General features: G+C 40.1%; 8 protein-coding genes. 2 read left to right on the top strand and 6 right to left on the bottom strand.

What is annotated here, in order from left to right:
* Positions 1–48: 48 nt before the first annotated feature.
* The 6 genes from acnB to nadC all read right to left on the bottom strand — a co-directional run bounded on the left by acnB (position 49) and on the right by nadC (position 11,890).
* Complete coding sequence (acnB, locus tag M992_RS06900; protein ID WP_053907888.1) at positions 49–2,646, bottom strand: bifunctional aconitate hydratase 2/2-methylisocitrate dehydratase; 2,598 nt, start codon at positions 2,644–2,646, stop codon at positions 49–51.
* Between the two features lie 575 nt (positions 2,647–3,221).
* On the bottom strand, positions 3,222–4,649 hold the full coding sequence (lpdA, locus tag M992_RS06895; RefSeq protein ID WP_047255299.1) for a dihydrolipoyl dehydrogenase: 1,428 nt from the start codon (positions 4,647–4,649) through the stop codon (positions 3,222–3,224).
* 205 nt (positions 4,650–4,854) lie between these two features.
* Positions 4,855–6,729, bottom strand: coding sequence for a pyruvate dehydrogenase complex dihydrolipoyllysine-residue acetyltransferase (gene aceF, locus M992_RS06890; RefSeq protein ID WP_053907887.1), 1,875 nt, complete (start codon positions 6,727–6,729; stop codon positions 4,855–4,857).
* Positions 6,730–6,742: 13 nt separating this feature from the next.
* Positions 6,743–9,409 (bottom strand): pyruvate dehydrogenase (acetyl-transferring), homodimeric type, encoded by a 2,667-nt coding sequence (gene aceE, locus M992_RS06885; protein ID WP_053907886.1) that lies wholly within the window; start codon positions 9,407–9,409, stop codon positions 6,743–6,745.
* A 164-nt stretch (positions 9,410–9,573) separates the two neighbouring features.
* Positions 9,574–10,344: a pyruvate dehydrogenase complex transcriptional repressor PdhR gene (gene pdhR / locus M992_RS06880; protein ID WP_053907885.1), complete on the bottom strand. Its 771-nt coding sequence runs from the start codon at positions 10,342–10,344 to the stop codon at positions 9,574–9,576.
* Between the two features lie 655 nt (positions 10,345–10,999).
* On the bottom strand, positions 11,000–11,890 hold the full coding sequence (nadC, locus tag M992_RS06875; RefSeq protein WP_053907884.1) for a carboxylating nicotinate-nucleotide diphosphorylase: 891 nt from the start codon (positions 11,888–11,890) through the stop codon (positions 11,000–11,002).
* Positions 11,891–12,181: 291 nt separating this feature from the next.
* On the opposite strand from nadC, the gene ampD reads away from it, so the two are divergent.
* The gene (gene ampD / locus M992_RS06870) at positions 12,182–12,721 is read left to right on the top strand and encodes a 1,6-anhydro-N-acetylmuramyl-L-alanine amidase AmpD (protein ID WP_053907883.1); all 540 of its coding nucleotides are present in this window, start codon (positions 12,182–12,184) and stop codon (positions 12,719–12,721) included.
* Between the two features lie 343 nt (positions 12,722–13,064).
* Positions 13,065–13,490 (top strand): prepilin peptidase-dependent pilin, encoded by a 426-nt coding sequence (gene ppdD, locus M992_RS06865; protein WP_047255305.1) that lies wholly within the window; start codon positions 13,065–13,067, stop codon positions 13,488–13,490.
* Positions 13,491–13,504 lie beyond the last annotated feature (14 nt).

Here is a 13,504-nt window from a genome sequence, read left to right as displayed (position 1 = left end):
TAATGAGCGGTATTGCTGTATAAATTAATCCAATCTTCAAGAGTACATTTATACGCTAGTTTGGAAAATCACTTTATCTGCTTTGTCAGTATATTGCTGCAATTGATCAAAGTTAAGATAACGATAAGTATCTTGTGCCGTTTCATCAACTTTATCCATAAATTTCAGATACTCTTCCGATGTTGGTAAACGACCCAATAATGATGCTACCGCAGCCAATTCCGCAGAAGCTAAATATACATTTGCTCCAGTTCCTAAGCGGTTAGGGAAGTTACGTGTCGAAGTAGAAACAACCGTTGCACCATCTGCAACCCGCGCCTGATTTCCCATACAGAGTGAACAGCCAGGAATTTCAATACGCGCACCACTTTTACCAAAGATGCTGTAATAGCCTTCTTCAGTTAACTGCGCTGCATCCATTTTGGTCGGCGGAGCAACCCATAAACGAGTCGGTAACTGCCCTTTATGTTGCTCTAACAATTTCCCTGCGGCACGGAAATGACCAATATTAGTCATGCAAGAACCGATAAATACTTCATCAATTTTTGTATTCGCTACATCCGATAACAAGCGAGCATCATCAGGATCATTAGGCGCGCACAAAATAGGCTCTTTGATATCATTAAGATCTATCTCAATCACTGCTGCATATTCTGCATCAGAATCGGCTTCTAATAACTGAGGATCGGCTAACCAATTTTCCATACCGATAATACGGCGTTCTAATGTACGGCGATCACCATAACCTTCCGAGATCATCCATTTGAGTAACACTATATTAGATTGTAGATATTCAATAATTGGCGCTTGATCTAACTTAATAGTACAACCGGCAGCAGAACGTTCAGCTGAAGCATCAGCAAGTTCAAAAGCTTGCTCTACTTTTAATTCCGGCAAACCTTCAATTTCAAGAATTCGGCCAGAGAAAATGTTTTTCTTACCTTTTTTCTCGACTGTCAATAATCCTTGCTTAATGCCATATAATGGAATTGCATGCACTAAATCACGTAGTGTAATTCCCGGCTGCATTTTCCCTTTAAAGCGCACTAATACCGATTCCGGCATGTCTAATGGCATCACGCCTGTAGCGGCGGCAAATGCGACTAATCCAGAACCTGCAGGGAATGAAATACCGATAGGGAAACGAGTATGAGAGTCTCCACCGGTACCGACAGTATCTGGCAGCAGCATACGGTTTAACCATGAATGGATAATCCCGTCGCCTGGACGCAGCGAAACCCCTCCACGATTCATAATAAAATCAGGCAATGTATGATGTGTCGTGACATCTACAGGTTTAGGATACGCTGCAGTATGGCAGAACGACTGCATAACTAAATCAGCCGAGAATCCTAAACATGCCAAATCTTTCAACTCATCTCTCGTCATTGGCCCAGTAGTATCTTGTGAACCGACAGATGTCATCTTAGGTTCACAATATTCGCCAGGACGGATCCCTGTGCGACCACATGCTCGACCCACCATTTTTTGAGCTAAAGAGAAGCCTTTATCACTTTGTGCAACGGCTCTTGCATGGCGGAAAATATCCGAAGGAGGAAGCCCTAATGATTCACGCGCTTTAGTGGTTAATCCACGACCGACGATCAGCGGGATACGTCCACCGGCACGAACTTCATCAATCAATACATCTGTTTTTAACTCAAATGTTGATAATAATTGGTTAGTTTCGTGATCGCGAATTTCGCCTTTAAATGGATAAATATCAATAACATCACCCATATTCAGCGCAGAAACATCCGCTTCTATCGGTAAGGCTCCGGCATCTTCCATAGTATTGAAGAAGATAGGCGCAATTTTACTGCCTAAAACCACACCACCACCACGTTTATTAGGCACATAAGGGATATCATCCCCCATAAACCACAATACAGAGTTAGTCGCTGATTTACGTGAAGACCCCGTACCCACAACGTCGCCCACATAAGCCAGTGGGAAACCTTTTTCAGCTAACGCGTTAATTTGTTTAATTGGCCCCACGGCCCCCACTTCATCAGGCTCAATACCTTCACGTGGATTTTTCAACATAGCTAACGCATGCAAAGGAATATCAGGGCGCGACCAAGCATCTGGTGCCGGAGAAAGATCGTCTGTATTAGTCTCACCGGTCACTTTAAAGACGGTAACAGTCAGTTTTTCAGCTAATTCTGGGCGTGATAAGAACCATTCGGCATTCGCCCATGATTCCATAATTTGTTTAGCGTATACATTTCCCGCTTTCGCTTTCTCTTCAACATCATAGAAGCTATCAAACATTAACAGCGTGTGGGAAAGTGCTTTTGCAGCAATGGGGGCTAATTTTTCATTATCTAGCGCTTCAACTAATGCATGAATATTATAACCGCCCTGCATAGTTCCGAGCAGTTCAATCGCTTTTTCGGGAGTAATTAATGGAGAAGAAGCCTCGCCTTTCGCAAGTGCAGCCAAAAAGCCCGCTTTAACATATGCAGCTTCGTCAACGCCTGGGGGAACGCGGTTTATTAACAGATCTAACAGAAACTCTTCTTCACCTTGCGGTGGATTTTTCAGTAACTCAACCAGCTCTGCAACTTGTGCAGCATTTAAAGGTGTAGGGACAATCCCTTGAGCTGCACGTTCGGCTACGTGCTCACGGTATTCTTTTAGCACGACTATCTCCTCGCTTCATTTTAATTTATATACCCGGCTGTCTGCACCTTCTTTATTTATTCAAAGTTAGTGCCAGGTCAGAGGAATTTGCTCGCATAATCTCAGTAGTAATAAAATTATGCCCAGCTACGGGCTCCCAGCATAGCAAAGTTTAACTCCAATGTTAAATTCTTCACAATAAAGCAACATTGAATGACCAATTTTAAACTTTACCTGTCTTTTAGACCGATTTTTCAGTTCAAAACACTCTTTATGGGTGAAAGAAAATCATAAAACCCTACTTTTTATAGTCTATTTATTGGCTTTAATCATCAACTATCATCGATTTCTTTCAGCTTCATCACAGTTCATCAAACAATTAAGAGGTTATTCCCAATAAATCGTATCGAGGTACATATTTTGAACATAAATAAAATAAAACCCATATTATTTTATTTATCTCAAATTCAGATTAATTAATTAGCATGTAAGTTAGCTATCAAGAAAATTACTAAGTTTTAAATTTTAGGGCGAAAAAAAATGGCCTCTGTTTCCAGAAGCCATTTGAAATTTTTAGCATTCAAAAGAAATTAATATTATTTCTTTTTCTTCGCTTTAGCATTTGGTAGATCAGTGATGCTGCCTTCAAAGATTTCTGCAGCCATACCAATTGATTCATACAACGTTGGGTGAGCATGAATAGTCAGAGCGATATCTTCAGCATCACAACCCATTTCGATTGCAAGACCAATTTCACCCAGTAATTCACCACCATTAACACCCACGATAGCACCACCAATAATACGGTTTGATTGCTTATCAAAAATCAGTTTAGTCATCCCTTCTGAGCAATCAGAAGCAATTGCACGGCCTGAAGCTGCCCATGGGAAAGAGGCTACTTCGTAACTAATATTTTTCTCTTTAGCTTCTTTCTCAGTCAAACCTACCCATGCGACTTCAGGTTCAGTGTAAGCAATAGAAGGAATAACTTTTGGATCAAAGTAATGTTTCAGACCAGAGATAACTTCAGCTGCAACATGACCTTCATGCACACCTTTATGAGCCAACATTGGCTGACCAACAATATCGCCAATCGCAAAAATGTGCGGCACATTAGTACGCATTTGTTTATCAACATGGATAAAGCCACGATCGTCAACTTCAACGCCCGCTTTACCTGCATCCAAACCTTTACCATTTGGTACACGACCGATAGCAACCAGAACAGCATCATAACGCTGAGGTTCTGCTGGCGCTTTTTTGCCTTCCATCGTGACATAAATACCGTCTTCTTTTGCCTCAACCGCAGTAACTTTGGTTTCCAGCATCAGATTGAATTTTTTACTAATTTGTTTAGTGAAAACTTTAACGACGTCTTTATCCGCTGCAGGGATCACTTGATCAAACATTTCAACAACATCAATCTGAGAACCCAGAGCATGGTAAACCGTACCCATTTCTAGACCAATGATACCACCGCCCATAACTAACAAACGCTCAGGAACTTCTTTCAGTTTCAGTGCATCTGTAGAATCCCAAACGCGTGGGTCTTCATGAGGAATAAATGGTAATTGAATAGGACGAGAACCGGCGGCGATGATGGCATTATCAAAGTTAATCGTTGTTGAACCATTTTCACCGTCAACTACCAGTGTATTAGCACCAGTAAATTTACCCGTACCATTAACAACGGTCACTTTACGGCCTTTCGCCATACCAGCTAAACCGCCCGTTAACTGAGTTATAACTTTATCTTTCCACAAGCGAACTTTATCAATATCGGTTTTAGGCTCGCCAAAAACGATACCGTGCTCAGCTAATGCTTTGGCTTCTTCAATTACTTTAGCAACATGCAACAACGCTTTAGAAGGGATACAACCAACATTCAGACAAACACCACCCAGGGTAGAATAGCGTTCAATTAAAACAGTTTCTAGACCTAAGTCAGCACAACGGAATGCCGCAGAATATCCTGCTGGACCTGCACCAAGTACCACGACTTGGGCTTTAATTTCAGTACTCATCATGACCTCTTATTGTTTTGTCCGGCGGGTCAGACAAAAAATCGAGTTATTCCACCGAGACGTACATACTGTAAGCAGTTTACAGAATTGTTAACACCCTGAAAAGGATCATTACGTGACGGAACTCTCAACCTGTTGGACAAACAGAAAAAAATTCTGCCACATGCTAAATAAAGTAGGCCGGCATATCAGCCGGCCTAATTAATTACATGACCAGTCGACGAATATCACTCATCAATTCACCAACGCGAGTGATAAAACGAGCACCATCGGCACCATCAATCACACGGTGATCAAAAGAGAGAGACATTGGTAATGTCAGACGAGGAACAAACTCGTTGCCATTCCATACCGGTTTCATCGCTGAACGCGACAGACCCATAATTGCCACTTCTGGTGCATTAACAATAGGTGCAAATCCGGTTGTACCGATACCACCAAGGCTAGAAATTGTGAAACATCCACCTTGCATATCAGCAGCTGTCAGCTTACCTGCACGCGCTTTTTTCGAGACTTCCATCAATTCGCGAGAAAGCTCAACGATACCTTTTTTGTTCACATCTTTAAAGACAGGAACAACTAAACCGTTCGGAGTATCAACTGCAATCCCGACGTTGATATATTTTTTCAGGAACAAACGCTGAGCATCTTCAGAAATTGAGCTGTTGAAACGTGGCATTTCTTCTAATGCACGAGCAACGGCTTTCATTACGAAGACTAATGGAGTGATTTTCACGCCCAGTTGTTTTTTCTCTGCTTCTTTATTTTGCTGCTTACGGAATGCTTCAACTTCAGTAATATCAGCATCTTCCATCAGCGTAACGTGAGGGATCATCATCCAGTTACGGCTGAGGTTTGCGCCAGATATTTTCTGAATACGGCCTAATTCAACTTCTTCGACTTCACCAAATTTGCTGTAGTCGATTTTTGGCCAAGGCAACATACCCGGAATACCGCCACCAGTAGCTGCCGCTGGTGCTGCTTCCGCGCGTTTAACTGCATCTTTAACGTAAGTTTGGATATCTTCGCGCAGAATACGGCCTTTACGCCCAGTACCTTTAACTTTTGCCAAGTTAACACCAAATTCACGCGCTAAACGGCGAATAACCGGTGTTGCATGAACATAAGCATCATTTTCAACAAATTCATTTTTACCATCAGCCGCTTTCGCGGGTGCTGATGGTGCAGCTGCGGCAGGTGCCGACGCAGCTGGAGATTGTGCTGCTGGTGCTGATGGCGCAGGTGCCGCACCGACAACTTCAAAGCTCATAATCAAAGAACCGGTTTTAACTTTATCGCCAGCAGCAATTTTAATTTCTTTAACTGTTCCAGCAAATGGCGCAGGCACTTCCATAGAAGCTTTATCACCTTCAACAGTGATAATTGACTGTTCAGCTTCAACTTTATCGCCAACTTTAACCATGATTTCAGTGACTTCAACTTCATCACCACCGATATCAGGAACATTCACATCTTTAACAGCTGATGCTGCAGGTGCCGCTGAAGCAGCAGGAGCTGGAGCTTGCTCAGCAACTGGCGCAGAACCAGAACCAGCAACTTCAAACACCATAATCAGTGAACCGGTTTTAACTTTATCACCAGCAGCAATTTTAATTTCTTTAACTGTACCTGCGAATGGTGCAGGGACTTCCATTGAAGCTTTATCGCCTTCAACAGTAATTAATGATTGCTCTTCAGAAATAACATCGCCTACTTTCACCATAATTTCAGTGACTTCAACTTCATCATCACCGATATCAGGGACTTCAACTTGTTTTAATTCTGCGGCAGCCGGTGCTGCTGAAGCCGCCGCTGGTTGTGCGACAGGTGCCGCTTCAGCTGCGCCCGCTGCAGATTCAAAAATCATGATCAATTTGCCAGTTTCTACAGTATCGCCAACAGCAATTTTGATTTCTTTAACGACACCAGCTTCTGGCGATGGGACTTCCATAGAAGCTTTATCACCTTCAACAGTAATCAGTGATTGTTCAACTTCTACTTTATCACCAACTTTGACCATAATTTCGGTGACTTCAACTGCATCAGCACCGATATCGGGTACTTTAATTTCAATAGACATTAATAATTACCTCTTATGCCAGACGTGGGTTAACTTTTTCAGAGTTGATGTTGTATTTTTTAATCGCGTCTTCAACGACTTTAACATCAACTTCACCACGTTTAGCCAGTTCGCCCAGTGCCGCAACAATCACATATGAAGTATCTACTTCGAAATGATGACGTAAATTTTCACGGCTATCAGAACGACCAAAACCATCAGTTCCTAATACACGATAATCACTTGCTGGTACGAAAGTACGAATTTGTTCAGCAAACAATTTCATATAATCAGTAGATGCAACAGCTGGCGCATCGTTCATTACTTGTGCAACGTATGGAACGCGTGGTTGCTCAGACGGATGCAGCATATTCCAACGTTCACAATCCTGACCATCACGAGCAAGTTCAGTAAATGAAGTTACGCTGTAAACATCAGAACCAATGCCGTATTCGCTTGATAGAACTTCAGCAGCTTCACGGACATGACGCATCATTGAACCAGAACCTAACAGCTGAACTTTACCTTTCGCGCCGTCGATAGATTGCAGTTTGTAAATACCTTTACGGATACCTTCTTCAACACCTTCTGGCATCGCAGGCATATGGTAGTTTTCATTCAGGGTCGTGATGTAGTAATACACATTTTCCTGTTTGTCACCGTACATGCGCTCTAAACCGTCGTGCATAATAACCGCAACTTCATAAGCATAGGCTGGGTCATAAGAAATACAGTTAGGAATAGTCAGTGATTGAATATGGCTATGACCATCTTCATGCTGTAAACCTTCGCCGTTCAGCGTCGTACGTCCTGATGTACCACCGATCAGGAAGCCGCGCGCTTGTTGGTCGCCAGCTGCCCACAGTAAGTCACCAATACGTTGGAAGCCAAACATTGAGTAGTAAATATAGAATGGGATCATCGGCAAGTTATTGGTGCTGTAAGAAGTTGCAGCCGCTAACCAAGATGAACCTGCGCCCAGTTCGTTAATACCTTCCTGTAAAATCTGACCTTTTTCGTCTTCTTTATAATAAGCGACTTGTTCGCGGTCTTGTGGAGTGTATTGTTGACCATTCGGGCTGTAAATTCCGATTTGACGGAACAGACCTTCCATACCAAAAGTACGTGCTTCATCAGCAATAATCGGGACTAAACGGTCTTTAATCGATTTGTTTTTCAGCATAACGTTCAATGCACGAACGAAAGCGATAGTAGTTGAAATCTCTTTAGACTGTTCTTCCAGCAATTGACTGAAATCTGACAGTGTAGGAATGTCTAATTTTTCATCAAAATGCGTACGACGAGCGGGTAGATAACCACCTAATGCTTGACGACGTTCATGCAGATACTTGTATTCTGCAGAATCTTTATCAAAGCTGATCAATGGCAGTTTTTCAAGTTGATCATCAGAAACAGGAACATTGAAACGATCACGGAATTGAGAAACACCGTCCATGTTCATTTTCTTCACTTGGTGAGCAATGTTTTTACCTTCTGCTGTATCACCCATACCATAGCCTTTAACGGTTTGAGCAAGAATTACAGTTGGTTTACCTGTTGTCTCTTGTGCTTTTTTGAACGCTGCATAAACTTTCTTCGGATCGTGACCACCACGGTTCAACGCCCAAATTTCATCATCAGTCATATCTTTAACTAATGCTGCAGTTTCTGGATAACGATTAAAGAAATGTTCGCGAACATACGCGCCATTCTTAGATTTGAATGTCTGATAATCGCCATCTAGGGTTTCGTTCATTAATTGGATCAATTTACCGCTGGTATCTTTACGCAGTAATTCGTCCCAACGATCGCCCCAAAGAACTTTAATAACTTGCCAGCCAGCACCGCTAAAGATGCCTTCCAGCTCATTAACAATTTTACCGTTACCTGTTACTGGGCCATCAAGACGCTGTAAATTACAGTTAACCACAAAGACCAAGTTGTCCAGTTTTTCACGAGTTGCGATAGTGATCGCACCTTTTGATTCTGGCTCATCCATTTCGCCATCACCAAGGAAAGCATAAACAGTTTGTGCTGTAGTATTTTTCAGGCCACGATGATTCAGATATTTCAAGAATTTAGCCTGATAGATAGCATTTAGTGGACCTAAGCCCATAGATACTGTCGGGAACTGCCAGAATTCAGGCATTAATTTAGGGTGAGGATAAGAAGACAGACCTTCACCGCCAATTTCTTGACGGAAATTATTCATTTGACCTTCAGTCAAACGACCTTCAAGGAATGCACGTGCATAAATCCCTGGGGAGATATGTCCTTGGAAGAACACTAAATCGCCGCCATCAGTTTCATTGTGTGCACGGAAGAAGTGGTTGAAACATACATCATACAGCGTTGCTGAAGACTGGAACGATGCCATATGGCCACCCAGTTCCAAATCTTTTTTAGACGCACGCAGAACTGTCATTACCGCATTCCAACGAATAGCAGAACGGATACGACGCTCTAAATCCATGTCACCTGGATACGCAGGCTCATCTTCGACAGGAATTGTGTTGATATAGTCACGACTACCAACAGAGCCAGCGGCAACACTAACACCGCCTTTGCGAGCTTCATTCAACACTTTATCAATAATATACTGTGCGCGCTCAACACCTTCTTCACGGATAACCGATTCGATCGCCTGTAACCAGTCGCGAGTTTCGATCGGATCCACGTCATTTTTCAACATATCTGACATGGTGTATTCCTTATCTGTTATTTGTTTTAATGTTTAATGGAGCCTATCTTCTCGTGGTTCTCTACAATATAAAACACGAGAAGATAGGCCCTGCTGTTTTGTTGCTGCTTATGCTCTAATGAGCAGTAGCAGTAATGCAGACGCAGCAGCCAGGATCTGCATCACTAATTTAATTCGGGATGTTGCTGTAATCGACGCAATGAACGTTCACGTCGAGTTTGTTCTCGGCTAATATCTAATAGAATATCTTCAATAAACGCCAAATGACGATGAGAAGCTTCACGAGCTTGCTCCGGCTCACGTGCCACAATTGCTGAAAATATCTGTGCACGATGTTCACTTACTGCGGAATACATCTCTTTACGGGTATAAAGAAATTCAAAATTCTGACGAATATTTTGCTCTAACATAGGCACCATGCAGCGTAATAAATGTAATAAAACTACATTGTGTGCAGCTTCTGTGACTATCAGTTGATATTGCAAAACGGCGTCTGACTCAGCGTTTAAATTACCTGTACCTTGTGCCTGCTCGATAAGATGATAGCTTTTACGGATACGTTCCAAATCTTCATCAGTACCTCGTAATGCCGCATAATAGGCGGCAACACCTTCTAAAGCGTGACGAGTCTCTAGAAGATCGAACTGGGATTCAGGGTGGCCGGCGAGTAATTCAGCCAAGGGATCACTGAAACTTTGCCATAGATTTTGTTGGACAAAAGTACCGCCACCTTGTCGGCGCAGTAGCAGCCCTTTAGCTTCTAATTTTTGAATAGCCTCACGCAAAGATGGCCGCGAAACATCAAACTGTTTTGCCAGTTCTCGTTCCGGAGGCAGCTTTTCACCCGGACGCAATGTCCCTTCGAGTATCAAATGTTCGAGACGTTGCTCAATAACATCAGATAACTTTGGTTGGCGAATCTTACTATAAGCCATAATTTGCAGTAATCATTTGTGAGTAAATATTGATTTTGAATTACCTAGAGTCAATTGGTAATACCAATTTATATTACATATCGATAAAGTAACAAAGTATTCACCAACTGTCCATAAAGACCTTGTGACAAATCATAAAATCCTGCAAATTTTAACAGTTTTTTTTAAAATTTAGCATAATTTGATAACTATATGATCGTTGCTTAAGAGCTTAGATTTAACAGTTTTTTACTTTTTAAACGTTTAAATAAGCAAACTGAAGCGATACAGCCAACCAAATTTAAAATTTAAATGCAAAATATGTGAATATAAAACCATTTATCATCTAATGGTTTATCAAATTATAATCGATAGTAAAATTTTATTATCTCAAAACTAATTTCATGGCAAAAAATAATAAGCACCGTTATTGATGCGAACGAGAGCTCAAGTAAATCACTTGTAGTTCATCTATTTTAAAACCGAATAAAAAAACAACTTATCATTAGTATTCAAAGAAATCTCAAAGCTGTCGTCTGTAGCTGCAGGTATATTAGAAATTCAACTTTATATTTTATATCAAGTAATTAAAAAATATAAGAAAGTATGAAAACTAATTACATATATGCTCCATCAATACCCAAAATTTAATAGCGCATAAATCCTTACAACAAAATCAAACGAAACGCATCGATAGATCAATCGCTCGGATATGTTTGGTTAATGCCCCAACTGAAATAAAATCAATTCCCGTCTGGGCAAATTCAGAGATTGTATCCAAAGTTACATTTCCCGATACTTCAAGTGCAGCAGTACCACGATTTAATATCACAGCATCCTTCATCATGACGGTAGTAAAATTATCTAGCATAATAATATCGGCACCGGCTCTAATTGCTTCAAGTAATTCATCTAAATTTTCTACCTCAACTTCAATAGGTAATTCAGCATGAGCTCGACGCGCATAATAAACCGCATTGTTAATTGAACCCGCTGAGATAATATGATTTTCTTTGATTAAATATGCATCCGTTAAACCTAATCGATGATTCTGACCTCCACCACACAACACTGCATATTTCAATGCCGTACGTAACCCTGGAATGGTTTTACGAGTATCCAATAATTTAGCGTGAGTTCCCTGCAATAATGCGACATATTGCGCAGTTACTGTCGCAACAGCAGAAAGTGTTTGTATAAAATTAAGTGCCGTTCGTTCACCGGTAAGAAGAATTTGAGCAGAGCCAGTAAGTTCGCATAATATTTGATTTTCAATCACGGGCTCACCGTCAGTGACCTGCCAATCAATCGAGATATTTCCTCCCAGCTGACGAAAGACTTCAATTAGCCATTGTTGACCACAAAATACTCCATTTTCTCGGGTAATAATTCTAGCCGTTACTTGCTGATCTGATGATAACAGTTGCCCCGTAATATCATAATGATAATCAGTAGATTGACCGAGATCCTCTTGCAATGCGAGCGTGACTCTGGCTGGAATATCTCGCTCTAACTGCGCCATTAATATCTGTTTTCTTTGTTCAGTATCGTAACGTCGTATCGTCATTAAGGACTCCTAAGAACATCGATTTAAGTAATCAATATCAATTTAGTATTTATTCACTATATTTATTTTTCAATTCATTCACTATATCGCCTCATACAATACAGATAGCCTACTAATTTAAGTAACTTTGAATCACCTTAAATCACTAAAATGTGAACTAAAATACCCTTTTTAGTTATACTTTAGCTGTAAGGTTTTTATTAATATTGTATATCTTTTATCGATAGAGATAACATTTTGATAGAAGCTCTTCATATGATACTGAACAATATAGTGTAAAGGAGCCTAAAAATGAAAATACATAATGGCTGGATAGATGGCATAACGCATATCCCCTCTCCGCATTATGATCAACGCCCCGTCGATATGGTTCCCTCATTATTGGTTATCCATAATATTAGTTTGCCTCCTGGGCAATTTGGTGGCCCATACATTAATCAACTTTTTACTGGAACACTTAATCCGACAGAAGATCCTTTTTTTGATCAAATAAAGGGATTGAAAGTTTCTGCCCATTGCTTAATCCGCCGTGATGGTGAAGTTATTCAATATGTTCCTTTTCAACTCAGAGCATGGCATGCCGGTGTTTCCTGTTATAAAGGACAAGAAAAATGCAATGATTTCTCCATTGGTATAGAATTAGAAGGTACCGATTTTCAACCATTTACGAGCCAACAATATTTAGTTTTAGCAAAAATCACACAACAGCTGTTAATTGAATATCCTCTCATTAAAGGAAATATTATCGGCCATAGTGATATAGCTCCTATTCGAAAAACAGATCCCGGTCCATTCTTTGATTGGGATTATTTTAATTCATTATTAAAATAATCATTAATTAGCCCGCTAATATTAATTAAATTTAATGGGCTAGCTAATTCTTCAGTAATATATAATTTAAAAAAATACATATATCTCATATAGAAATATAAAATCAATAAAATATCAAAATAAAAAATAGCCATTAAAAATAAGACTCGCATTTAAAAGTAAGAGAGTCGATAAAAAAATATAGTGTTTTAATATTTATTCGAGTCGCTTCACAAAACAAATAACAGGCTGAAAAAAACAATAGTATTTGTTAGAGAACTGATCGCATTATTATATTAGAGCGATTATTTTACCGACCATATACTGCATAATAAAACACCCTAAAAACGAGGAGTGTCATTTTATGTATCAAAAAGGATTTTCATTAATAGAAATTATGGTCGTCATTGCAATCATTTCCATTTTAAGTGCTGTGGCTATTCCTGGCTATCAAACTTATATGCAAAAAGCGGCAATGACAGATGTACTACAATCCTTACTACCTTATAAAAGTAATATAGAACTTTGTAGTATTGATGAAGGTGATTTTAGTAAGTGCGACAGTGGGAAAAGTACTATTCCAAATGATATAAAAGGAAAATATATTACTAAAATAGCAGTGAAAAGTGGAGTTATTACATTAACTACTAAAAAAATATTAAACGGTCTCACCATCACATTGACACCTCAATTACCTAGTACTGTAAATGTTTTTCAATGGACAGTAGCTTGTGTAATTGATGCCAATGAGAAAGTTAAAAGTATATGTGAAAAAACACTTCAATTCTAATAAGGCGTAAATAA

Source organism: Moellerella wisconsensis ATCC 35017 (genome assembly GCF_001294465.1).
Classification (GTDB): Bacteria; Pseudomonadota; Gammaproteobacteria; order Enterobacterales; family Enterobacteriaceae; genus Moellerella; species Moellerella wisconsensis.
The sequence above is the reverse complement of the archived record's forward strand: the minus strand, read 5'-3'. Positions and strand labels throughout refer to the sequence as shown.

Coding starts and splice junctions, on each gene's coding strand:
- lpdA (WP_047255299.1), bottom strand. CDS start 4,649: ATGAGTACTGAAATTAAAGCCCAAGTCGTGGTACTTGGTGCAGGTCCA.
- ppdD (WP_047255305.1), top strand. CDS start 13,065: ATGTATCAAAAAGGATTTTCATTAATAGAAATTATGGTCGTCATTGCA.
- nadC (WP_053907884.1), bottom strand. CDS start 11,890: ATGACGATACGACGTTACGATACTGAACAAAGAAAACAGATATTAATG.
- aceE (WP_053907886.1), bottom strand. CDS start 9,409: ATGTCAGATATGTTGAAAAATGACGTGGATCCGATCGAAACTCGCGAC.
- ampD (WP_053907883.1), top strand. CDS start 12,182: ATGAAAATACATAATGGCTGGATAGATGGCATAACGCATATCCCCTCT.
- aceF (WP_053907887.1), bottom strand. CDS start 6,729: ATGTCTATTGAAATTAAAGTACCCGATATCGGTGCTGATGCAGTTGAA.
- pdhR (WP_053907885.1), bottom strand. CDS start 10,344: ATGGCTTATAGTAAGATTCGCCAACCAAAGTTATCTGATGTTATTGAG.